Origin of the sequence: Hymenobacter jeongseonensis, assembly GCF_015694725.1 — a bacterium.
Taxonomy (GTDB): domain Bacteria; phylum Bacteroidota; class Bacteroidia; order Cytophagales; family Hymenobacteraceae; genus Hymenobacter; species Hymenobacter jeongseonensis.
Genome location: NZ_JADQDQ010000002.1, coordinates 768,119 through 792,033 on the forward strand (window position 1 = coordinate 768,119; position 23,915 = coordinate 792,033).

Here is a 23,915-nt window from a genome sequence, read left to right on the forward strand (position 1 = left end):
CTGCTTGCTATGAAGATTCCCTCGGTTCTGTTTATGTTTCTGTTGCTTGGCCTCACGGCTTTTGCACCCCCGGTTAAGCTCACCACTACCAAGCTGGCCACGGGCCTGAGCGTGGGTGTGCCAGCCACGTTCGCCCCGTTGCCCGACGATGGCATTGCCACGAAGTACCCCTCGCCGCGCAAGCCGTTGGCGGTATTTTCCAACCCCAGCGGCCGCGTCGATTTCAGCGTGGCTGTGCGCCCCACCACTTTCGAAAGCATGGATTACGGCGTGCTGCTGAAGATTTACAAATCCAGCATCCAGCGCCTCTATTCCAAGGTTGAGTTTCTGAAAGAAGACATCCGGACCGTGAAAGGGCGCGATTTCATCTATTTCGAATTCGTATCGACTGTTACAGACGGGCAGCGCACCAACCAATTGGCGCCGATAAAACGCTACCAAGCCGTGCAATACGCCATTCAGGGCCAGCAATTGTACGTTTTCACTTTTGTGGCCCCAGCCAACGAGCAAGCCCAGTGGCAGCCCACGGCCCAGGCCGTGATGAATGCCATTGCGCTGAAATAAGGTTGCTGATTATTCCCTATTGAGCCCCGACCTCTATGCAGGAGTCGGGGCTTTTTATTCGCCTTAATTTTGGCATTCCCAAGGCATTCGGGCAGCTTTTTGGTTGTTTCGCCTGGCTCACCCCAACTGCTCTACTCGGTATGAACGACGCCTATTTTATGCTGCAAGCCCTCGCTGAGGCCGAAAAAGCCTTGGAAGCCGACGAAATTCCTATCGGCGCGGTGGTGGTGTTTGAGAAACAGATAATCGGCCGGGGCTACAACCAAACCGAGCAACTGCGCGACGTGACAGCCCACGCCGAAATGCTGGCCCTGACGGCAGCAGCCAATCATTTGGGCAATAAATACCTCGCCGACTGCACGCTCTACGTCACCATTGAGCCGTGCGTGATGTGCGCCGGCGCCAGCTATTGGGCGCAGCTCAAGGCCGTGGTATTTGGCGCCGACGAGCCCAAAGTAGGCTTTCGGCGCCATGGGCAATTGCTACACCCGCGCACGCAGTTGCGGGGCGGCGTGCAGGCAGCCGAATGCGCCGCCCTGATGCAAGAATTCTTTAGTTTGAAGCGGAAATAAATATACTTTTGAACTTGAGTGGGCGGCGGTCGTAACTAGGTAGCTAGTTGGGCTGTTTTAGTTCCTGCTTCATTTCTTACACTCTTGACCACCCAAAACATCTGTCAATTATGGCTTTCGAACTCCCCAAACTCCCGTACGCCTACGATGCCCTGGAACCTACGTTTGATGCGCAAACGATGGAAATCCACCACAGCAAGCACCACCAGGCCTACGTTACCAACCTAAACGCCGCCATTGCCGGCACCGAGATGGAAAACCAATCCATCGAAGAAATCTTGCACAACATCGCCAAAGCACCCGCTCCGGTGCGCAACAACGGCGGCGGCCACTTCAACCACTCCCTGTTCTGGACCATCCTGTCGCCCAACGGCGGCGGCCAGCCCACCGGCGCCATCGGCGAAGCCATCAACTCCGCGTTTGGCAGCTACGATAAATTCAAAGAGGAATTCACCAAAGCCGCCACCACGCGTTTCGGCTCGGGCTGGGCGTGGCTGTGCAAGCAGGCCGACGGCTCGGTGCAAATCTGCTCGACGCCCAACCAGGACAACCCGCTGATGCCCGACTCGGGCTGCAAGGGCCTGCCCGTCCTCGGCCTCGACGTATGGGAGCACGCCTACTACCTCAAGTACCAGAACCGCCGCCCCGACTACATCGCCGCGTTCTACAACCTGATTAACTGGGACGAAGTGAATAAGCGTTTCGCCGAAGCCACGCCTATGTAATGCCTGATTGCGCGAAATAAATTCTGCGTAAGTAATTGCTTCAAAAAAGCCCGTTCAATTACATGAACGGGCTTTTTTGTGTTTCTCAACCTATTTCTGATAAATACATCCACCCATTAAAGCATCTGTTAAAACAATTCGTGTACGTACCTGCTTTATAGCCGCGTTTCATCCAACCTCAGCCGCGCCCCACGCACCGCGGCCCATCTCTTAGATATGTCGAACAAAGCATTTGAACCCGCCAAACTTGGCGCCCTGACCCTGACCAACCACATTGTGATGGCCCCCATGACGCGGAGCCGCGCCTTGGGCAACGTGCCCAACGAGCTGATGGCCGAGTACTACCGCCAGCGCGCCACGGCCGGCCTCATCATCACGGAAGGCACTTCTCCGGCGGCCAATGGCCTCGGCTACGCCCGCATTCCCGGCCTTTTCAACCAGGAGCAAGCCACCAACTGGCAGCGCGTGACGGAAACCGTGCACCACCACGGCGGCCACATTTTTGTGCAGCTAATGCACGCCGGCCGCATTTTCCACGGCCACAATCTGCCCGAGGGTGCCGAAGGTGTGGCCCCGTCGGCCATTGCCGCCGCCGGCGACATGTGGACCGACCAGGAGCAAATGCAGCCCAACGCCACCCCGCGCGCCATCCGCACCGAGGAGCTGGCCCAGGTGCGCGACGAATTTGTGCACAGCGCCAAACTGGCCATCGAAGCCGGTTTTGATGGCGTGGAGCTGCACGGCGCCAACGGCTACCTGCTCGAGCAATTTCTAAATCCCAACAGCAACCAGCGCACCGACGAATACGGTGGCAGCGTGAAAAACCGTGCCCGCTTCGTGCTGGAAGTAACCCGCGCTGTGGTAGAAGCCATTGGTGCCGAGCGCACCGGCATCCGCCTTTCGCCCTGGGGCATGGCCAGCGACATGGCGCACTACCCCGAAATCGACGAGACCTACGCCTACCTGGCCGAGGAATTGCAGAAAATCGGCGTGGTTTACCTGCACTTGGTCGACCACGAGAGCATGGGCGCGCCGGCCGTACCCGCCCAGACGGTGGACACCATTCGCCAGAAATTCACCAACACGCTCATTCTCAGCGGCGGCTACAACACTACCGAGGCCGTGAACCAAGCCCTTGAAGGTCACGCCGACCTCGTGGCCATTGGCCGCCCCTTCATTAGCAACCCTGACTTGGTAGAGCGGCTCAAGACCGGCGCGCCGCTGGCCGAAGCCGACCAGGCCACGTTCTACGCGCCCGGCCCCAACGGTTTCGCCGATGGCTACACCGACTACCCGACTGTCGACGGCCAGCCGGCCGGCACGTTCTCGCCCAGCTACGAGGCGTAAGCAACGGCGCATTATCATTATAAAGAAGCCCCGGCCGTTACTGGCCGGGGCTTTTTAGTGCCTCAAAATGCCTTAAGCACATGAGCGCAACTCCGTATTCCACTCAGCTGCGGCCCCTACGAATAACTGTATTGTAAACGGCGTACCTGAATCCGGGTAAAACAGCCCTAAAGTTGGCCGCGCTTGCTTGCCACATCTGGCGGGAAGGCGTGTATCTTTATCGGCTAAATCCCACTGTCCTTTTATTCCGACTCCGCATGAATACTAAGTTGCGCCTCATCATACTGAGTTTCTTACAATTCTTTATTTGGGGTTCGTGGTTGATAACAATTGGCGCGTACTGGTTTCAAACGAAGCAATGGTCCGGCGCGCAGTTCGGCGCCATCTTTTCCACCATGGGCATTGCGTCCATTTTCATGCCCTCGCTCATGGGCATCGTGGCGGATAAGTACATCAACGCGGAAAAGCTCTACGGCATCCTGCACATTCTGGGCGGCCTGACGCTGCTCTCCATTCCGCTGGTAGATAACCCCACCACATTCTTCTGGGTGATACTGCTGAACATGATTTTCTACATGCCGACGCTCTCGTTGTCCATCGCCGTGTCGTTTTCGGTGCTGAAAACCGAAGGCCTCGACGTGGTGAAGGACTACCCGCCCATCCGGGTGTGGGGCACGGTGGGCTTCATCGTGGCCATGTGGACGGTGAGCCTGCTGGGCTTCGAGAAATCGGCCAGCCAGTTTTACGTGGCTGCCGGCGCGGCCATTCTGTTGGGGTTGTATTCCTTTACGCTACCCAAGTGCCCGCCGCAGTCCACCAATACCTCCAGCCAAGGCCTGATGGAAATACTGGGCCTCAAGTCGTTTGCGATACTGCGCGACCGGAAGATGCTCACCTTCTTTCTGTTTGCGCTGCTGCTGGGTGCCGCTTTGCAGCTCACCAACGCCTACGGCGACACCTTCCTGCACGATTTCGACAAGACGCCGGCCTATCAGGATACCCTGACGGTGAAGTACCCGGCCATTATCATGTCCATCTCGCAGATTTCCGAGACGCTCTTTATCTTGGCCATTCCCTTCTTTTTGCGGCGCTTCGGCATCAAACAGGTTATGCTGTTCAGCATGATTGCCTGGGTGCTGCGTTTCGGGTTGTTTGCTTACGGCAACCCCGCCGATGGCCTCTGGATGATTATCCTCTCGTGCATCGTGTACGGCATGGCGTTCGACTTCTTCAACATCTCCGGCTCGCTGTTCGTCGAAACCCAAACCCAGCCCAGCATCCGGGCCAGCGCGCAGGGCTTGTTTATGATGATGACCAACGGCTTCGGGGCCGTGCTGGGCAGCTCGGTGAGCGGCATCATCATCCAGCAATATTTCACCGATGCCAACGGGGCCAAAGACTGGCACAGCATCTGGCTCACTTTTGCCGGATATTCCTTGGCCATTGCCGTGCTGTTTGTCATCATTTTCAAGCACAAGCACAACCCCCAAGCAACCCAAGAGGCGCAACCCGAAGGAGTACTTGCAATAAAACAAGCCTAAATAAGGCCGTTGGGCTGCATGCGGCATTCCGGTCTTAGGTTCATCAAAAAGGCCTCGCAATTTGCGGGGCTTTTTTGGTCGTTATAATCTATGCTGCAGCAAACGAGCTTCTTTGTCTCTGCTATGCGAGCAGGTTGTTTTCCCGATAGTAAAATGTATTTTTGAGAATGACAGCGAAAGGTGCGAAGACTTCCTTGCCAACAGTGGCGACTCCTGACCTATCTCAATCCTTCGAGCGAGACGGGTACTTCCAGCCCGTGTCCTGGTTCTATTCGGCGTTTGGCGTGCTGCCGCGCCGCGAAATTTACCAGTTGGCCAATGCCGAAGCCCGGCAAAAAGTACTCCTCGCATTGGCCGAAACCTACGACTTGGAGCACGCCACCGTGGCGCACGCGGTGTATTTGGAAAAGAAGGGCAAAACGCCCGATATCAGCCACTACGCTTTGAATCTGGCGCCACACCTGCTGCTGTGGTTTTACGAGCGGGGCACCTACGGCGAACGGGCGGGGCAATTGTTTTTTTCCCCCCAAACCGACCCGGCCCAGCTGGCCCAAGTGCAGGCCTTGCTGGCCGCCGAGCTCGATGCCGGCCAGTTGGAGCACGAACGCATTCAGGTGCTGCGCCTGGCGTTTGGCGAACTGGAATTTTCGCCGCTGCCCATCAAAATCCCCTCGCTGGACTTGGCCACCCACTACAACGACGACCTGCTGCCAGCCCACGAGGCCATTCTCAAGCGGCTGCAGCAGCCCGACGAAAAGGGCATCATCATTTTGCACGGCCCGCCCGGCACCGGCAAAACCAGCTACATCCGCCACCTCTGCGGCCTTACCAACAAGCCCAAGCTCTTCATCCCGCCCAACCTGGCCACCCGCATTGCCGACCCGGAGTTTATCAACCTGCTGCACGACAACACCAATTCCATTCTGCTCATCGAAGACGCCGAGGAATTGCTGGCCAAACGCGACGGCCACGGCGGCAACGCCGTCAGCAACCTGCTCAACCTCTCCGATGGCTTGCTCTCCGACGGCTTCCACATCCAGATTATCTGCACCTTTAACGCTGACTTGGCGCGCATCGACAAAGCCCTGCTGCGCAAAGGCCGCCTGATTGCCTCCTACCGCTTCGAAGCCCTGGACAAAGAAAAAGCCCAGGCACTGGCCACCGCATTGGGCCAAACGGAGCCTGTGACTGAAGCCACCTCCCTGGCCGACCTCTACAACCGCGACAAAACGGATTTTCTCAGCGAAGCCAAAACCACCGGGCGCATCGGTTTCAGCCGATAAACTAAGCGCGACAATACATAATTGGTACAAAAACAGTCAGCTTTTGGCACAAACAAAAAGCCCGTCCTGCGCAGTGCAGAACGGGCTTTTTGGCAACTAGGCACTTCGATTTACTTCGAGCCGAAGAAGAAATCTGCTTCGATTTGCGCATTCTCGTCAGAGTCGGAACCGTGCACGGCGTTGGCTTCGATGCTCTTGGCGTACTTCTTCCGAATGGTGCCTTCGGCCGCCTGGGCGGGATTGGTAGCGCCGATGAGGGTGCGGAAGTCAGCCACAGCGTTGTCTTTCTCCAGCACAGCGGCTACGATGGGGCCGCTCGACATGTATTTCACCAAGTCGTTGTAGAACGGACGCTCGGCGTGCACGGCGTAAAACTGACCGGCGCGCTCGGCGGTAAGATTAATTTTTTGGAGTTCCACGATGCGGAACCCGCCTTCTTCCATCATGTGCAGGATGCCACCGATGTGGTTTTCCTGGACGGCATCGGGCTTAATCATCGTGAATGTGCGGTTAGTGGCCATTGGTTGGGCTGGAGGGGTTGGTTAAAAACGTAATTGTTGCGCAAAAGTAGCCACAAAGCGCACGGGTTTCCTTGGCCCGGTGTTGCCGAGCTTACAACCGGTTTAGTCGAACCTTCCGGGGGGGTGGCGTTGTTGGGAACGGATTTCTTCCGACTTTTGCCGGCCCAATAATTTCGTAAGCCACCGGTCCTTAGTTCTTTTTCGGACCATTCACGTTGTCGATGTCCACTTCCATCACCGCCCTGCAGGCGTTGCTCGCGCAGCCCCAGCAGGTTGTTATCACCACCCACCACAAGCCCGATGCGGACGCGCTGGGCTCGTCGCTGGCCTGGGCTGGTTATCTCAAGCAAAAAGGCCACCACGTCACGGTGGTGACGCCTTCCGACTACCCGGCCTTCCTGGATTGGATGGAGGGCAACGACGAAGTGGTGGTGTACGACAAGCGGCAGAACGACCGGCAGGTGCGCGACCTCGTGAACCGCGCCGACGTTATTTGCTGCCTCGATTTCAGCTGCCTGGGCCGCATCAACGAGTTGGGCGAGTACGTGCGCCAGGCCAAGGCCACCAAGGTGCTCATCGACCACCACCAGGAGCCCGAAGATTTTGCCGATATCGTCTTTTCGGTGCCCAGCGCCGCCGCTACGGCCGAGTTGATTTTTGAAATCATTCGGGACCTGGGCGACCAGGACCTCATCACCAAAGGCATTGGCGAGGCCCTGTACGCGGGCATTATGACCGACACGGGCTCGTTTCGCCACCCCAGCACCTCGCGCAACGTCCACCTCATCATTGCCGAACTGCTGAAGGTCAACATCGACCTCTCGTCGGTGCACCGCCGCATTTACGACTCGCATTCTGAAATCCGCCTGCGCTTCCTCGGCTTTGTGTTGAAAGACAAACTGGTGGTGAACCGCGAGTTCAATACCGCCTACATCGCCATCACCCAGGACGAGCTGCGCCAGTACCAAAGCAAAACCGGCGATACCGAAGGCCTGGTTAACTACGCGCTGAGCATCGAGGGCATTCGCTTTGCGGCCGTGTTCATCGACCGCGGCGTGGCCGTAAAAATTTCTTTTCGCTCGGTGGGCAAGTTCTCGGTGAGCGACTTTTCGCGCCGGCATTTCGATGGCGGCGGGCACCACAACGCCGCCGGGGGCATCAGTTACTTGCCCCTCGATGCAACGGTGGAGCGCTTCCTGAGCATCCTTCCCGAGTACAAGGAACAACTTACGGGCGTGCCCGCCGCTGTAGCGCCGCCGGTGGCGTAACTTTGAACCGTTTCTGATTCTTCACTTCTTATATTTTCATGCGTTTTTCCTCCCGCTCTGCGCGGCAGCTGGCCTTGGCGGCCGGCGTGCTGAGTTTCGCTTCCCTCACCGCTTGCAACAAAGACGGCGGTGACTTTGCCAAAACCAAATCCGGCATCGAATACAAGATTTTCAAGAAAGTCGGCAACGACTACGAGCGCCGCGACATCAACCCCGAGGGCGACCCCACCTACAAAGACCGGGTGGGCAAGTTCCTGCTGGGCAACATGCAGTACCGCACCGGCAAAGACTCTATCTTGCAAAACACCCGCCGCGACGTGGGCCTGCCCGTGCCCCTGCCCCTGCAGGAAATCAAAATAAAAGGAGCTCCCGACGAAGCTCTTTCCATGCTACAGCCCGGCGACAGCGGCGTGTTCCGCTTCCAGGTTGACTCGCTGATTAAGCCCAAATCGGGCCAGCCCGTGCCGCCGTTCTTGCGCAAAGGCGGCAACGTGGTGATGATGTACGTGGCCACCACGCCCAAGCTCATCACTCAGGAAGAAGCCCAGGCCATGCAGCCCGAGTTGCAAAAGCGCGCCATGGCCGCCCAAATGAAGCAGCGCATGGCCTCGCCCGAGTACGCCAAGCAAATGAAAGAGCAGGCCGATGCCCAAGCCAAAGCAATGGCGGCACCCGAAGTGGTGGCTCAGTTGAAAAAGGACGACGCCATTCTGCAGGAGTACGCGAAAAAGAACAACCTGAACCCGCAGAAGCTGCCCTCGGGCGTGTACTACCAGGTGCTGAAGCCCGGCACCGGCCCCAAGCCCAAAACCGGCCAGACCGTGAGCGTGAACTACAACGGCACGCTGCTCAGCGGCAAGCTGTTCGACTCGTCGGATAAAGCCGGCAAGCCCATTGACTTCCCCCTCGGCCAAGGCGCCGTGATTCCGGGTTGGGACCAGGGCATTGCCCAGCTCAACAAAGGCACCAAGGCCATTCTGCTCATCCCTTCGTCGCTGGCCTACGGCACCCGCGGCGCCGGCGCCGACATCCCCGCCGATGCGCCCCTGCGCTTCGAAGTGGAACTAGTTGATATCCAATAGTCCTTTAGCATCCTGCATTCCGGCCAACGGGCGGCGCGGCACAGCTGCCCGGGCCTCCGTTGGCCGGATTATTTTTATCCCTTCTTCATGAAAAATATTTTGCTGCGTTCTCGCTACATGGCCCTGGCGCTGGGCCTGCTGCTGGCGGCCCCGGCCCTGTGGAGCTGCAACACCGAAACGACTTTGCAGAAAACGCTGCGCGAGCACGACGAGACGATGCGGGTCATTGACGAGGACACCATCCAGAAATATTTGGCGCGCAACCAGATAACCAACGCGGTACGCACCAACTCGGGGCTTTACCTGGTTCCGCTCGTTGAAGGCCAGGGCCCCCCCATCACCGCCGGAAAGCGCGTGAGCGTCAAATACATTGGACGGCTGCTGAGCAACGGCGCCCAGCCCGGCTCCACGGGTTATCCGGCTTCGCCCGGCGATTCGCGGTTTCCCGCCGGCTCCATCTTCGATAATTCGTTCGAGAACCGCACGGCCTGCCAATGCGCCGTTTTCACGGTGGGCAGCAACATCGCCGGTTTTAACGAAGGGCTGCTACTGATGAAGAAAGGCGACCGCAAGCTGTTGCTCATTCCTTCCCGTTTAGCGTACGGTAGCACCGGACAGCAAGGCAGCATTCCTCCCGACTCGGCGTTGCTATTCGATGTCGAAGTCGTTGACGTTTTTTAACCAGCAATAACGATGCAGGCCGCTGCCATGGCACGTATTACGAGTAGCCTGTGGCTGATGTGGCTCTTGCTCGTTGCCACGGCCGGCAGCGCCCAGCCGGGCGCGAAGCCGGCGGTACCGTCCATCCCTACTGCTCCCGCTATGGGCGCCGATACGACGCACCCCATTCCGCAAGTCACGCGGAACGGGGTGCGTTTTGTGTTTCGGGAGCGCGGCACGGGCCCGCAGGCGCAACTCGGCAGCCGGGTGGCGGTGCGCTACACCGGTTTCTTGCCCGACGGCCATATTTTCGACGCCACTGTGGCCACCGGCGGCCCGTTACGCTTCCGGGTGGGCCGGGGCGAGGTCATTCCGGGATGGGATGAACTCCTGCCGCTGCTGCCCGAAGGCTCGCGGGTACGGGCCTGGATACCCGCCTCCCTGGCCTACGGTGTAGCGGGTGTGCGCGACCCAGACGACGAGAGCCGTTTCGTTATCCCGCCAAATACCGAACTGCTGTTTGAACTGCAAATTCTAAGCGTGCGCTAACTTCCCTCTTTTGCTCGGAGCGAGAAGACAACCGTGCGAATTTCTTGCAAGGCCCGAACGTGTGGTGTTGTCTTGCTTACCGATTATCCAATAGCCTCCCTTATGCGGAATTTCCTTGTTGGCGCGGTCTGCGCGCTGTTTGCCTTGCTGCAACCTCTTCACGCCCAAACGTCCGCGGGCGCATTTTCCCGCCTGCCAACGGGTACGGAATACCGGCTGTTTCGAAAAGACGCGGCCGGGCGCTACCAGCCTCGCGCGTTGGCGCCCACCGATGCGCCCTACGCCAGCCGCGCTGGCCAACTGCTGATGGTTTTTATGGAATTCCGCACCGGTCGCGACTCGGTGGTGATGAACTCGCGCCAGATGCAGCCCACCCCGCAGCCGGTGCCGCTGCCCGCCAGCCCCACGCCCGGCGGCTTGGAAGAAGCCTTGGGCCTGCTTCTCCCCGGCGATAGCGCGGTGTTTCGTTTTCAGGCCGACAGCATCTTCGCCAAAACCTTTCTGCAGCCCGTGCCGCCTTTCCTCCGCAAGAGCGGCAACGCGCTGGTAGTAATTGCCAGCGCCCGCGAATTGCTCAGTGTGGCGGAAATGACGGCTCGCCAGGAAAAAATCAAAGCCGAGTATGCCGAACAAGCGCAGCGCAAGGCAATAGCCCAAACAGTGCGCGACAATGCCCAAATTGACGCTTATCTCAAGAAGAACAAGCTCGTAGCGAAGAAAACAGCCGGCGGCACGTACTACATTGTAACGCGGCCGGGCAAAGGTCTGCCCCCCAAAAAGGGCCAAACCGTGCGCGTACTGTACCGGGGGAGCGTTTTGGCTACCGGCAAAGAGTTTGATTCTTCGGCCAAGCACGGCAACGAGCCCATTGCTTTCCCACTCGGCACCGGCCAGGTTATTCGGGGCTGGGACCAAGGCATTGCCATGCTCAGTGCCGGCAGCAAAGCCGTACTCCTCATTCCCTCTGCCCTGGCCTACGGCCCCCGCGGCGCAGGCGCCGATATTCCGGCCGATGCCGTGCTCCGCTTCGAAGTGGAGCTGGTGGACGTCAAATAGCCAAGCTACTCCGCCAGTACCTGCGAGAGAATGTCCAGCGAACGGATGTCGCCGAGTTGCTCAACGTGCAGCTGGTAGTACCGGATGAGTACTGTGAGCAGTTCGTGCCGCACACGGCCGTTGGGGATGCTGCTCGTTGCAGGGGCGCGCAACAGTTCGTCGAAATAGGTTTCAAACTCACGCAGGCGCAGCGTGGCCGGGCCGGTGGCACCTTTGGTGGTAGGCACGTGGCCTGCCATAATTACTTGGTCGGTAAGCTCGGCCCCCGAGCTGATGCCGAACCCGAGGTAGCTGGCCAAGCGCAACAGAAACACGAGGGCGAAGTTTTCGCTACCCGCGGCCTGCTGGTCAAATTCGAGGATGGAGTCGTGCAGAAATTGAAAGAGGGGCTCGTTTTGCTCTTCCTCGCGCACGGCCCGCCCCACCACTTCGGATAGGAAAAGGACCACGCTGCTCTTCTGCACCTCATAGGGCAACGTCGTGAAAGGCTCGGAACACCGAAATTCTGAGAGGCGGGTGAGCCCGCCGCTGCCCCGCGCCACGTAGGCCACCAAATCCAGCAACGTGAACGGCTGAAACAGGGCAATTCGCCCGGGTGGCTTGGCCTTGCGCACGCCGTTCACGACGTAGCTCTGCACGCCCAGCCGCTCGGTGTAGATGCGGGCAATGATGCTGGTTTCGCGGTACTTCAGGTAGCTGAGGACAATGCCCCGGGTTTTTATTAGCATAGCTAGCTGTACTGATTCGGTGGCGGGCTGGTTGAGTGGCAAATAGGCGGAATCGGACTGCGCGGCAGCAACGTCCTTCCACTTATTGCCGTCACTTGCTCAGCACGGCCACTTTGCTCACGCAGGTATTCTTGCCGTCGGCATCCGACGTTAGCACCAAGTAAACGCCCGAACGGACGCGCTGCCCGTTGGGATTATTCATGTTCCAGGTTACAGTGCCGCCGTTGGCCGTGGTTGCGTACACCAAGTGCCCGGCCACGTCGGTAATCTTCACCAGCGCGTTATTGGCAAGCCCGGTGATGCCCATCGTACCCGTAAAATCGGCCCGCACGGGATTGGGAAACACCGCCGCACACGTGGGCGTGCCCTCCGTGATGCTAGCCGCCCCCCGGTAGGCTACCACGCCCGCGTCGGTGGCCACCCACACTTCACCGGTTTTGTCGTTCACCTTCACGTCTACGATGCGGTTGGACGGCAGCGGGCTGTTGGCCGTGGTGAAATGCAGCAGCGCCTCGTCGGCATCGGGGCTGAACAGCCACAGGCCATTATCGGTACCGAACCACTTCCGGTCGCCACCGTCAACGGCCAACGTGCGCACCGCCTCCGTAAACAACACGGGAAAGCCAGTGCCCTCGCCGCGGGTCACAAAGGGCAGCGTGAACCCGGCATTGGGGTCGAAGGGCCCGTTGGGGTCATTGAACACCGCCACGCCTTTGATGGTGGCCGCCCAGATGCTGCCCCGCCGGTCCTTGGCCAGCTCGTATACCTGGTTGTCGGGCAAACCGGACGCTGTGGTAAAAAAGCGCGGCGGATTGGGACTAACCGGAGCGGGGTCGATGGCAAAGATTCCGAGCGCCGCATTGGTCGGGTCGGTTTTGCGCGCTACCGATACCCAAGCGTAGCCGTTATCATCGAGCGCAATGCGTTCGAGCGTCTCCAACCCGGACACCCACGGAATGGTGCGCCACGTGGTGGCCACCGGGTCCAGAATAAACAGGCCCGAATTGCCGGGCCGCAAGTGGCGGTTTACCACCCACACCAGGCCCGTGGCGTCGGCCGCCACGTCGGTGACTTCTACCCGTTCCTTAAGGCCAAACGTGCCCAACAGCGGGCTGCCAGGGGGCGTGCCATCGCCAAACTGGCGAAACTGCCCGGGGCCTTTCCATTCCAGCAACCCACCGCCGTTGTTTCCCACGTACAGGGTGCCGTCTGGGGTGCGGGTGCCGCGCACGGGACTTAACGGGTTAGGAAAATCCGTGAGCGAAGGCAAAGTAGCCGACGTAAAATTGGTCCATTGCCCGTTGGCAAACTCGTAGAAGCCCGCTCGAAAGCCCGAGGGCACGTACCGCTCGGAATACCCTCCCGTAAAAACGTTGACTTTGTTGCTTCGAGCATCGGCCAGGATGCTGAACGCCAAGCTGGTTTCAGGCCCGTTGGCCACAAACGTCTCCGGTGCTTGGGCCGAGCCGGGCTGCACGCGCTGTAAGCCAAGATTATAGTTGGCGACGTAATAACTACCGTCGCGGGAGCGTACGGCGTCCTGCGTAAAGGTTCCACCGGTTGGCGGCACTACGGTGGTCACTGCGCCGTTTCCGTCAATGCGGCGCACCCCAGCGTTGTCGTCGACAACGAGTACACCCGCGCTGCTGCTTCTAAGTGTGCGAAATTGGGCTGCATACGTATTGGGCACCAACTGCCACGAGCCCGGATTCCCCGAAATGTATTTGAAAACCCCATTGGCTTCTACCCCAGCATACACCTGCCCGGCATAAGCGGCTAGGGTTCGGTAGGCGAGTTGCGCCGGATTGGCGCTAAGGGGCACTGGAATGTATTGGGTCCAGTTGCGGTAATCAAGCAAGTTGCTCGTCAGCGCCCCCCGCAATAACCCCACGGAAGTAGCCGCGAAGAGGTTTCCGTTGGCTACCGCGGCATCGTACACGGCTACCACGGTGCCGCCCGGCCCAATATTGCTGTACGTGTCGGTGATTTCGAGCTTTTCCAAATCAATCGCTACCAAGCCAAAACTAGTTGACAGATAGGCTTTTCCAGCCCCAATGGACACCTGATTAATTACTTTACTCCCTTGGATTGGCTTGCGCAGCACGTCGTTCAGGTTGCGCACGCGGCCATTGGGCTGCAGAATGTCAACGTTGGTGTTCTTGTAAGCCAGCACGGTTTGTTGCGTCACCGAGTCGTAGGCCAGGGCCACCACGCCCACGTCGTTCAACCCATCGCGCCGCGAAAGCACCTGCGTGGTGTTCAGCTTTTTATCCAGGAAATAAAAGTTGCTTTCCGTGGCCACGTACACCCGGTCGCCGGCATCGGCCAGGCGCAGGGGGCGGTTGGTGGGCAAGTGCAACTGCCAATCGCCATAGCCAGCGGTGCTTTGCGCACGGGAAGTAGCAGCCCATAAAACCAGGCCGGCCAACGCCAGCAAACAACGGAAAACGTGCAACATACGCTCAGCAAAAAACACGATTTAAGTACAAGCAGCGGGGCTGCTTTTGCCAACGCTTAGCCCAACGGTTTAGTGCGTGGCCGCGGAGCGGGGCCCCGGAGCCAGCGACTTGGCCTGCATGCCCGCCACAAAGCACGGCCGGCACCGGGCTTCGTACGAGTCGGTTTCGCCGAGCAACACCTGGCTCTCGCTGGCGGCGTTGCGGTACGAATACGAAGCAATTTCGCCGCAGCACACGCACACAGCGTGCACTTTGGTCACGTATTCAGCCGTGGCCAGCAGGGCCGGCATGGGGCCAAACGGCCGCCCCAGGTAGTCCATATCCAGCCCGGCCACGATGACGCGGGTGCCGTTGTCGGCGAGCTGTTGGCAGACTTCTACCAGCGAATCGTCAAAAAATTGGCCTTCGTCGATGCCCACCACATCGGAACCGGCGGCCAGCAGCAAAATTTCGGACGGAATAGCCACCGGCGTCGAGCGGATGCGGGCCGCGTTGTGGCTCACCACGTCTTCGGCATCGTAGCGGGTATCGACGGCGGGCTTGAAAATCTCCACCTGCTGCCGGGCAATGCGGGCGCGGGTCAGGCGGCGAATGAGTTCTTCGGTTTTGCCCGAGAACATGGAGCCGCACACCACTTCAATCCAGCCCCGGCGAGGGGCGTTGTGACGGTTGCCAACGCGGGGTTCAATAAACAAAGTACAGGCGGACTTGAGGTGAGTTGGAAACCTAAAGTTAGGGACGAACGGCCGAGCACGAAGCACCGATTCCGCTGCCAATCCGGGGCATTTTCGGTAAACACGCTGACCATCTGCGATTCCATCACCGGGCATTGCCGTCAATAATTCCGGTAAGGCGGCGCTGAGGGTTAGCTGTACCGGACGTGGGGCAACTGCGTGGCGTCGGGCACACGGCCTACTACTTCCCCGGCAGCCAAGCGAGCCTGGCACGTCAGCCGCTCATTGGCGAGCAGCCGCCCAGCGGCCCGGTAGCGCTCCTCAGCCGCTGTGAGGGGGCTTAGGTTTTCCAGGCCGGCCCTCACTTGCAAGCGGCAGGTGGTGCAGCGGCCTTTGGCCCCGCAAGCGTGCATCCAATCGTGGCCAGCGGCTTGCAAGGCGGCCAGTAGAGTGGCATCGGCGGGTACCGCTACCACCGCGCCCGGTAAGTTTTCAATCGTTAACAGGGCCATTTATGCCTAACTTCGGCCACCGAAACCCGGCCTTTTTATGAACGACAAATATAGCCTCGCCAAGTGCGCGCAATACGGTCGCCGTCTGGCCACACGGCTCTGCGACCAGCATTTCGGCTCTGAGCCGACCGCCACCCTCGATGGCCCGGCGGTGCTCAAATTCACTCCCATTCGCCAGCTCAATCTGCTGGTGGTGCGTCAATTACTTGGCCAGTGGCAATCGGAAACGGCTCACTTGCGCAGCCCTTATTTCGATTTTGAAGCGCCCCCCGTGCAAGCGGCCCTCACGCAGTTCATGAACGTGCTCTCGCGCTACATCAGCCTGAGCCGCGGCGCTTTTGAGCCCCTGCTGGCGCAAGCTGCTGCCGACACCCTAACCATTGTGGCGGACCCGGCGGCTAGCTTCCAGCGCCTTATTCTGGGCAGCGCCGAGACGTTCACGCCGCAGGAGCTGCGTGCCAACCTGCGCTACATCGACGTGGACAAAGCTTTTTACGAAGGGTTTGTGGACAGCCTGCCAGCCAGCAGCGAGCTGAGCCGCGACTTTCTAACGCACCGCTTCGAATTGTACCACGCAGCTAACTACAAGGCGCACCAGCCTATGCAGCGCTTGGTAACCGAATTTAGCGCCCTGCTGCCGCTAACCGCCGCCGATTTGCTCGAGGATGGCCCGGTATCGACCACAACCGTTTCAGCTGTGCCTGCGGTTGAACCCCAATCGGCCTCCGTTCCCGAGGTTGCGGCTCCAGAAGTTGTCCCCGTTGCTGTTCCAACTTTCGTGGCTGCTCCGGCGGCTGTGGTCCAGCCGCCAGTGGCCGCGACCATTCCAGTTCCGGCCCCGCCTACGGTTTCTCCAGAACCCGCCGCCCCGGTTCCAATCCGGCCGGTGCCCACTCCGGAAACGGCCAGCGTGCCCCTCCACGAAAAGCTGAAAGCCAGCCAGCCCAGTGCCGCTCCCCTAGCCGAAACCTTGCGCGCTAGCGCGGCGCCTTCCCAAGTGGCCGAGCGCCCAGGCCCCAAGGTTGAAACGTTGCGCGAAGCCATTTCCATCAATCAGCGTTTCAGCTTCATCAACGAGTTGTTCAACGGCGAGAACATGGACTACCACGCTACCATTCAACACCTCGATTCGTTGACGACGGCCGACCAGGCCCGCGCTTATGTCTTGGGCGATTTGTCTCAACGCTACGACTGGAGCCGTAAAGAAGAGCACGTCAACAAGCTCCTGAAGCTCATCGAACGCAAGTTTGCCTAGTTTCCCGTCCTTTTCTAGGCCCGTATTGGGGGGGTCACGGTTCCGCCGTTGGCTGCTGCCCTGGCTAGTGGCAGTGGCGGCGCTGGCCAGCCTGGCGTATCCCATGTACGTGCATTTTGATTTTTCTCATTCGCCCGATACGCGCAGCTACTTGCGCATGGCCTCTGGGCGTTTCGATAGCACCCGGGTAACGCACCGCTACCGGGTGCTGTTGCCCGCGGCGGCCGCAGTCGTTGCCGCACCTCTGGCCAAAGCCTATGCGCAAGTGTGGCCGCAGCGCCCGGCCGGGCAGTGGCCGCTACGCTTTGCTTTTTATCTGGTCAACTGTTTTGTGCTGGCCGCCGCCGCCGCATACTGGTTCAATGCGGCTCGGCTCACGGGCGCCTCCGCCGAGGCCGCAGCGCTCGCCATGTTGGCCGTTCTAAGCAGCCGGTGGGCCGTGTATGCCGCCGGCCTGCCCCTCACCGACAGCTTGTACTTGTTCGTCTTTGGAGCGGGTTATTACGCCGTTCGCCGTGGCCCTGGGGGGAGTTGGGAATTGATTTTGGCCCTAGTCCTGGGCCCTATAGCTAAGGAATCTTTCTTTCTGCTGTTGCCGTGGCTGCTTTGGTTTGGGCGCAAAACACTCTCGTTGCCTAAGCAGCTGCTCGCGTTGACGATTGGTTTAGCTGGTCTGTTTGCCGTGCACCAGTTGGTTGATAGCCGCCTTGGTGCGCCACCCACTCAGTCCATTTCCAATGCCCTGGAGCATATTGAGAACCTGACTTACTCGGTCCACCGCGCCCTATCGCCCAAAGGCATTGGCGAATTGCTGAGCATATTTGGACTTTTCACCTTATTTATCCCCATCGCCTTGTGGTTGGAGAGAGGACGCAGCCGTTCGTTTCCCCCATTCTATGCCACGTTGGGCGCGCCCGAGGTTGGCTTGCTCGGCGTTGTAGTGCTGCATATGCTACTTTCGGGCGACTTGGGGCGCATGGGTTACTTGTTCGCTCCGGCCTTTTGTGCAGCGTTGGCATTAGTCTTCACGCATGGCCGCCGCTTGCTGCGAAACGGATAGATGGCCCTTAGTCGGTCCCTGCAAACCAACCAATGCCAACCCCAACAGCAACGGCCACACCGGCAGCAAAAAGCGCGCGGCTCCCAACGGGCCCGTCACAGTTGCCACGTACAGCAGCAACCCCACCGCTAGCCAGCTCCCGGCACGCATCAGCCGCCCACCCTTTCTAACCAAAAGAAGCCCTCGCACGGCCAACGCCAGGCGGGCCACGTTCGCCAGCAATACTACGGCTAGCAGCACCAGTAGCCCCCAGGGCAGGTTAGCCAGCGCCTGCAACAAGCCCCCGGACCGGGCCTGTGCCAAGAGGCCTCCGCCAATAGGGGGCTTCAAGCCCACAAACTGGCTTATGTCAAATCGGCCCGGGTCTAGGAAAAATGCGGCCATCCCCAACGCCTGTTGCCGGGCATATACCAGCGGGTGTGCCCACAACACGGCCGTTGCCTCCGTTCGAATCAGTTGCTGTCGCAGAGCAAAAGTGGGCTGGGCATTTGCTTTCTGCAATACCTGCTTCACCCAGGCATCTTCCGCCGCTGGTCCCGCCTGTTGCCGAACTACCCCCGCCGCGTTGTAATGCAGCAGGTTGATTTCAGCAATACTCGAAAAGTGAAAATATCCGGTGCGTTGCTCGTTCCATTGCATATACAGCCCAGCCACGAGCAACGGCACCACTCCCAACAAGGCCAACTTCCATTTTTTCCGCCACCATGCGACCAGTAATCCTATCGCAGCCAACCCACCTGTCAAAGGATAAAAAACTGGTTTTAACAGCAACGCCAGTATCAATGCCCCCATCACGCCAGCAAAATAGCGGTATTTCGGTCTCTTAATAAACAGGATACTACTAACTGCTAGTGCCACAACCGCCGTTTGCAAGAGCATTTCGCTCATCACGGCACTGGCATAAATGTACTGCGCCGGAAATGTCAGCAACCCCAACACGGCCCAGCCCCAATTTCTTGCTGATGGAGTCCACCAATAAGCCCAGCACGTCAGCACCAAACCAATATTAAATAAGCTGAGCAGATTCTGCACTACGAGTAACAGCACAGGCAGCTTACCGACATTCAGAGCCATTAACGCCATTGGATAACCCGCTGGCCTAATAGTATATTCTTGGACTGACTGCCCTTGGGGCAATGCAGCGGGCAATGCTCTTGCATAAAGCTCCCCATGGAGCCGCAAATTCTCAGCCGCCTGCAAGTACCTATCCGAGTCTGGAAAACACCATTTCCCGGAAGTCAGGGACCATCCCAAAGCAAGCGCATGTGCTGCGACCAAAACCGCCCAAACCCAAATCGGCACTTGCTTGGCCGTCATCAGCGCACCAGGTCTTGCTTCCGGTACGCATCCAGCGCCAGCAGACTAAACAACAAAATAGTAAATGACCACAGGGAAGACCCCCCGTAACTAAAAAATGGCAACGGAATACCCACTACGGGCGCCAGTCCGATGGTCATTCCCATATTAACCGTCATGTGAAAGAATAGCACACTCGCTACACAGTACCCATAAGTTCGCCCAAATACTGACTTTTGGCGCTCGGCCACGTAGATAATTCGCCATAGCAACACCAAGTACAGTGCAATCACCACGAAGCTGCCTACCCATCCAAACTCCTCTCCTACGGTGCAGAAAATAAAATCTGTGCTCTGCTCAGGCACGAAATCAAATTTCGTCTGCGTCCCTTGCAGGAACCCTTTGCCAACCAGCCCCCCCGACCCAATTGCAATTTTGCTTTGCGTCACATTCCATCCTTTGCCCAACGGGTCTGCCGAGGGATTAATGAGTATTTCAATGCGCTGCCGTTGGTGGGGTTGTAAAACGTTATTGTAAAAGAAATCGACCCCAATTACCATCCCTACCACTGTAATCCAAACCCCCACAGCAAGCGGCAAATGATGCCGAAGTATCTTACGGTTGAATCCTAATACAGCCAAAAGAATGACCGTAAATACACCAACAAGCCACAATTTGGGCACCAGCAGTGCCAACAACAAAATAACTGCCCCAGCTGCTAAAAGCAGCAGTATCAAAGGCGACATTCCTTCTCTGAAATAAGCGAGCAACAACGCAGCAAATACCAATGCCTGCCCCGATTCGTTTGAGGCGATAATAAGCACCGGTGGCAATAAGGTTATTCCCGCCAAGAGCATTTGGTCGCGCCAGTTCTGATTTCGCAGATTGATACCAGCCATAAAGCGCGAAGCAGCTAGTGCAGTCGTAAACTTCGCAAATTCTGCTGGTTGCAGCCGTACCGGCCCAATTTCTAGCCACGAACGAGACCCTGCAATGGGACGCGCTACAAAAAGCGTCACCAATAGCAGCACTATCATCCCCCCATACAGCACGTACGCCAAGGTATCATACGCTTTGTAGTCCACTACCAACAGCACTACCACAAGTACTACGGCCGTCGCAATCCACAGTAATTGCTTGAACCAGTTAAAAGCCATCAGCTTATCAAAGCTTAAACTTCCAAGTGGGTTAGCAGGTGCATCAAAAGAATAACTTGACGCATAAATACAAACCCATCCTATTCCAACCAGCACTACATAAAGCAATACCGTTAACCAATCTATACTACGACTATAACGTGCTGGTGAAACTTGCACAATTAATAAAGGCTAAATACTTACACAAATTTACACACTTAATATGACAGCGAAGAACTTGTAACGCTAGTATAACGCCCAGTTGTCGGAGGGGGGAAGTGGGGGCTTGTAAATACAAAACGCCCCTGCGCGGGCCGGTGAAGGCGGGCGCAGGGGCGTTGGGGCAAATAAGGTTGGCGGCGACCGACTCTCCCACCGGTGAAGGCAGTACCATAGGCGCACCGGGGCTTAACGGCTCTGTTCGGAATGGGAAGAGGTGAACACCCGGGCTAAAGCCACCATTGCTGGCGGGTCACTGCGTGTTCGTGCAGGACTCAATAACGTTGACGTAAGGGGACAAAAACGAAGCGTGTGTTGCGCGTTCGACGATTATATTAATTGCTTAATTGGCGAAGCCCTCGGCCACTTAGTACGGCTCAGCTATTGCATTTCTGCTTGTTCACCTGCCGCCTATCCACGTCGTCATCTCCGACGGGCCTTAATATTGGGAAATCTCATCTCCAGGTGAGTTTCGCACTTAGATGCTTTCAGCGCTTATCTCGTCCCAGCGTAGCTACCCGGCGCTGCACCTGGCGGTACAACCGGCGCACCAGCGGCTGGTCCATCCCGGTCCTCTCGTACTAAGGACAGGTCCTGTCAAATTTCCAACGCCCACCACAGATAGGGACCGAACTGTCTCACGACGTTCTGAACCCAGCTCGCGTGCCACTTTAATCGGCGAACAGCCGAACCCTTGGGACCTTCTCCAGCCCCAGGACGTGACGAGCCGACATCGAGGTGCCAAACCTCCCCGTCGATATGAGCTCTTGGGGGAGATCAGCCTGTTATCCCCGGCGTACCTTTTATCCTTTGAGCGATGGCCCTTCCATGCGGAACCACCGGATCACTATATCCGTCTTTCGACCCTGCTCGGCTAGTCGGCCTCACAGTCAAGCCCGCTTCTGCTATTGCGCTCTGCGTACGGTTACCAAGCGTACTGAGCGGACCTTTGAAAGCCTCCGATACTCTTTTGGAGGCGACCACCCCAGTCAAACTACCCAGCAGCCACTGTCTCCTTCTTGGAAGGATTAGGCATCAGGCACAGTAAGGGCGGTATTTCAACGGTGGCTCCCCGAGAACTAGCGTCCCCGGCTCAGCGCCTCCCGCCTATGCTACACATACTGAACCCAACACCAATGGCAACCTATAGTAAAGGTGCACGGGGTCTTTCCGTCCCGTGGCGGGTACTCGGCATCTTCACCGAGACTACAATTTCACCGAGCTCACGGCTGAGACAGCGCCCAGATCGTTACACCATTCGTGCAGGTCGGAACTTACCCGACAAGGAATTTCGCTACCTTAGGACCGTTATAGTTACGGCCGCCGTTTACCGGGGCTTCGATTCAAACCTTCGCCTTGCGACTAAGTTCCCCTCTTAACCTTCCGGCACCGGGCAGGTGTCAGGCCTTATACGTCCGCTTGCGCGTTAGCAAAGCCATGTGTTTTTGTTAAACAGTCGCCTGGGCCTTTTCACTGCGGCTTCTCGTCTTGCAACGAGGAAGCGACCCTTCTCCCGAAGTTACAGGTCCATTTTGCCGAGTTCCTTGGCCGTGATTCACTCGAGCGCCTCAGGATACTCTCCTTGACTACCTGTGTCGGTTTGCGGTACGGGTGATAATAGAATTAAAACGCTTAGCAGGTTTTCTTGGCAGTCGGATTAGGCACACTATCCGCGTGACCCGAAGGTCGTACGGTACTATCAGCTTTCGGCTAGGTCCGCGTACTTAACTACGGTCCCAATACCTACGGCCTTCAACGGGCACTTCCGTCCGCCCGCGGTGCTTTCACTTCTGCGTCACTGCATCACTTTCCATCATCAGTACAGGAATATTAACCTGCTGTCCATCGAGTGCACCTTTCGGCTTCCCCTTAGGTCCCGACTAACCCAATTCCGATTAGCGTTGAATTGGAAACCTTAGTCTATCGGCGTGGGGGTTTCGCACCCCCATTATCGTTACTCATGCCTACATATGCTTTTCTCCACGCTCCAGCACGCCTGACGACGCACCTTCACCGCAAGGAGAATGCTCCCCTACCACGTAACCGTCTTGCAGGTTACATCCATTGCTTCGGTACTAGATTTGATGCCCGCGTATTATCGATGCCCGGTCGCTCGACCAGTGAGCTGTTACGCACTCTTTAAAGGAATGGCTGCTTCCAAGCCAACCTCCTGGCTGTCAAAGCAACTGGACCTCCTTTGTTCAACTTAATCTAGATTTAGGGACCTTAGCAGATGGTCTGGGTTCTTTCCCTCTCGGCCGGGGACCTTAGCACCCCAGGCCTCACTGCCGTGTATAGCCGCTGGCATTCGGAGTTCATCAGGATTCGGTAGGCTCTGACACCCCCTAGTCCTATTGGTAGCTCTACCTCCAACGACCTCACCACGACGCTGTACCTCAATACATTTCGGGGAGTACGAGCTATTTCTCAGTTTGATTGGCCTTTCACCCCTACCCACAAGTCATCGAAATCCTTTTCAACGGAAACTCGTTCGGTCCTCCAGTGCGTGTTACCGCACCTTCAACCTGCTCATGGGTAGCTCACCAAGTTTCGCGTCTACCCCCCCCGACTCCGCGCCCTGTTCAGACTCGCTTTCGCTGCGGCTCCGTGGCTTCAACCACTTAACCTTGCCGGGGAGGAGTAACTCGTAGGCTCATTATGCAAAAGGCACGCTATCAGGAGACGAACTCCCTCTAACTGCTTGTAAGCACACGGTTTCAGGTTCTTTTCACTCCGGTATTCCCGGTTCTTTTCACCTTTCCCTCACGGTACTAGTTCACTATCGGTGTCTGAGGAGTATGTAGCCTTAGCGGATGGTGCCGCTCGCTTCAGACGGGGTTTCTCCGGCCCCGCCCTACTCAGGGTATCGCTACCGTAAATCAGAATTGTCGCGTACCGGGCTCTCACCGTCTCTGGCCTGCTTTCCCAAGCAGTTCTGCTAACTCGATTTAATCAGATGTCGCGACCCTACAACCCCGGACTGGCCGTAACCAACCCGGTTTGGGCTCCTCCCCGTTCGCTCGCCACTACTTGGGGAATCATTGTTATTTTCTTTTCCTGCCGGTACTTAGATGTTTCAGTTCTCGGCGTTTGCCGCTGGGAGTCAAGCTCCTCAGCTCTTGGTTCTTCCAACCAAGGGGTTGCCCCATTCGGAAATGCTGGGATTAACGGGTATGTGCCCCTCCCCCAGCCTTATCGCAGCTTATCGCGTCCTTCGTCGCCTCTCAGACCCTAGGCATCCCCCGTGTGCTCTTGCTTACTTCGCTTTCGTAACGCTCCTTATTGCTAAGGTGCTTTCTCCGTTGCCGGAGCAAGCGCGCTACGCTTCGTTTTTGTTACCCCTTACGTCAAAGAACGTGTATCACTCTGGTCTCTAGTGATGTCGTGAAAAACAGCCGTTTGCTGATT

20 protein-coding genes and 2 rRNA genes are annotated in these 23,915 nt (G+C 57.8%); 13 read left to right on the forward strand and 9 right to left on the reverse strand.

All coding sequences use genetic code 11. The features are described from left to right. Positions 1-9 precede the first annotated feature (9 nt). The 6 genes from I2I05_RS06825 (at position 10) to I2I05_RS06850 (ending at position 6,032) form a co-directional block, all read left to right on the forward strand. On the forward strand, positions 10-564 hold the full coding sequence (locus I2I05_RS06825; RefSeq protein ID WP_196281464.1) for a hypothetical protein: 555 nt from the start codon (positions 10-12) through the stop codon (positions 562-564). Positions 565-704: 140 nt separating this feature from the next. Continuing rightward, positions 705-1,136 carry a nucleoside deaminase gene (locus I2I05_RS06830; RefSeq protein ID WP_230688185.1) on the forward strand — a complete coding sequence of 144 codons (432 nt, stop codon included), beginning with the start codon at positions 705-707 and terminating at the stop codon, positions 1,134-1,136. A gap of 110 nt (positions 1,137-1,246) precedes the next feature. Then, entirely contained in the window at positions 1,247-1,861 is a 615-nt protein-coding gene (locus I2I05_RS06835; RefSeq protein ID WP_196281465.1) for a superoxide dismutase, read from the forward strand. A gap of 216 nt (positions 1,862-2,077) precedes the next feature. Continuing rightward, entirely contained in the window at positions 2,078-3,208 is a 1,131-nt protein-coding gene (locus I2I05_RS06840) for an alkene reductase (protein ID WP_196281466.1), read from the forward strand. Between the two features lie 257 nt (positions 3,209-3,465). Continuing rightward, positions 3,466-4,749: a nucleoside permease gene (locus I2I05_RS06845; protein WP_196281467.1), complete on the forward strand. Its 1,284-nt coding sequence runs from the start codon at positions 3,466-3,468 to the stop codon at positions 4,747-4,749. A gap of 257 nt (positions 4,750-5,006) precedes the next feature. After that, on the forward strand, positions 5,007-6,032 hold the full coding sequence (locus tag I2I05_RS06850; protein WP_196281468.1) for an AAA family ATPase: 1,026 nt from the start codon (positions 5,007-5,009) through the stop codon (positions 6,030-6,032). Between the two features lie 110 nt (positions 6,033-6,142). On the opposite strand, the gene I2I05_RS06855 is transcribed toward I2I05_RS06850, so the two are convergent. After that, entirely contained in the window at positions 6,143-6,553 is a 411-nt protein-coding gene (locus I2I05_RS06855; protein ID WP_092674941.1) for a nucleoside-diphosphate kinase, read from the reverse strand. Between the two features lie 221 nt (positions 6,554-6,774). On the opposite strand from I2I05_RS06855, the gene I2I05_RS06860 reads away from it, so the two are divergent. From I2I05_RS06860 to I2I05_RS06880, 5 genes are all read left to right on the forward strand, one after another. Beyond that, complete coding sequence (locus I2I05_RS06860) at positions 6,775-7,821, forward strand: DHH family phosphoesterase (RefSeq protein WP_196281469.1); 1,047 nt, start codon at positions 6,775-6,777, stop codon at positions 7,819-7,821. Positions 7,822-7,859: 38 nt separating this feature from the next. After that, complete coding sequence (locus I2I05_RS06865; protein ID WP_196281470.1) at positions 7,860-8,903, forward strand: FKBP-type peptidyl-prolyl cis-trans isomerase; 1,044 nt, start codon at positions 7,860-7,862, stop codon at positions 8,901-8,903. Positions 8,904-8,990: 87 nt separating this feature from the next. Continuing rightward, positions 8,991-9,584 (forward strand): FKBP-type peptidyl-prolyl cis-trans isomerase, encoded by a 594-nt coding sequence (locus I2I05_RS06870; RefSeq protein ID WP_196281471.1) that lies wholly within the window; start codon positions 8,991-8,993, stop codon positions 9,582-9,584. A gap of 27 nt (positions 9,585-9,611) precedes the next feature. Further along, positions 9,612-10,112: an FKBP-type peptidyl-prolyl cis-trans isomerase gene (locus tag I2I05_RS06875; protein WP_196281472.1), complete on the forward strand. Its 501-nt coding sequence runs from the start codon at positions 9,612-9,614 to the stop codon at positions 10,110-10,112. A 102-nt stretch (positions 10,113-10,214) separates the two neighbouring features. Beyond that, on the forward strand, positions 10,215-11,168 hold the full coding sequence (locus tag I2I05_RS06880; protein WP_196281473.1) for an FKBP-type peptidyl-prolyl cis-trans isomerase: 954 nt from the start codon (positions 10,215-10,217) through the stop codon (positions 11,166-11,168). 5 nt (positions 11,169-11,173) lie between these two features. On the opposite strand, the gene recO is transcribed toward I2I05_RS06880, so the two are convergent. From recO to I2I05_RS06900, 4 genes are all read right to left on the reverse strand, one after another. After that, on the reverse strand, positions 11,174-11,896 hold the full coding sequence (gene recO / locus I2I05_RS06885) for a DNA repair protein RecO (protein WP_196281474.1): 723 nt from the start codon (positions 11,894-11,896) through the stop codon (positions 11,174-11,176). A 91-nt stretch (positions 11,897-11,987) separates the two neighbouring features. Continuing rightward, positions 11,988-14,354, reverse strand: coding sequence for a type IX secretion system anionic LPS delivery protein PorZ (gene porZ, locus I2I05_RS06890; RefSeq protein WP_196281475.1), 2,367 nt, complete (start codon positions 14,352-14,354; stop codon positions 11,988-11,990). Positions 14,355-14,423: 69 nt separating this feature from the next. After that, complete coding sequence (locus I2I05_RS06895; protein WP_196281476.1) at positions 14,424-15,050, reverse strand: thymidine kinase; 627 nt, start codon at positions 15,048-15,050, stop codon at positions 14,424-14,426. Between the two features lie 170 nt (positions 15,051-15,220). Further along, on the reverse strand, positions 15,221-15,541 hold the full coding sequence (locus I2I05_RS06900) for a 2Fe-2S iron-sulfur cluster-binding protein (protein ID WP_196281477.1): 321 nt from the start codon (positions 15,539-15,541) through the stop codon (positions 15,221-15,223). Positions 15,542-15,578: 37 nt separating this feature from the next. Between I2I05_RS06900 and I2I05_RS06905 the strand changes: the two genes are divergently transcribed. Next, positions 15,579-16,796, forward strand: coding sequence for a hypothetical protein (locus I2I05_RS06905; protein ID WP_196281478.1), 1,218 nt, complete (start codon positions 15,579-15,581; stop codon positions 16,794-16,796). A 25-nt stretch (positions 16,797-16,821) separates the two neighbouring features. Further along, entirely contained in the window at positions 16,822-17,856 is a 1,035-nt protein-coding gene (locus tag I2I05_RS06910; protein ID WP_196281479.1) for a hypothetical protein, read from the forward strand. Here I2I05_RS06910 and I2I05_RS06915 read toward each other — a convergent pair. From I2I05_RS06915 to I2I05_RS06930, 4 genes are all read right to left on the reverse strand, one after another. Beyond that, positions 17,815-18,930 carry a hypothetical protein gene (locus I2I05_RS06915; protein ID WP_196281480.1) on the reverse strand — a complete coding sequence of 372 codons (1,116 nt, stop codon included), beginning with the start codon at positions 18,928-18,930 and terminating at the stop codon, positions 17,815-17,817. The two genes, I2I05_RS06910 and I2I05_RS06915, sit on opposite strands and share 42 nt — an antisense overlap. A gap of 242 nt (positions 18,931-19,172) precedes the next feature. Beyond that, the gene (gene rodA, locus I2I05_RS06920; protein WP_196281481.1) at positions 19,173-20,468 is read right to left on the reverse strand and encodes a rod shape-determining protein RodA; all 1,296 of its coding nucleotides are present in this window, start codon (positions 20,466-20,468) and stop codon (positions 19,173-19,175) included. A 171-nt stretch (positions 20,469-20,639) separates the two neighbouring features. Continuing rightward, positions 20,640-20,751, reverse strand: a 5S ribosomal RNA gene (gene rrf, locus I2I05_RS06925). Between the two features lie 103 nt (positions 20,752-20,854). Continuing rightward, a 23S ribosomal RNA gene (locus I2I05_RS06930) occupies positions 20,855-23,773 on the reverse strand. Positions 23,774-23,915: the final 142 nt, after the last annotated feature.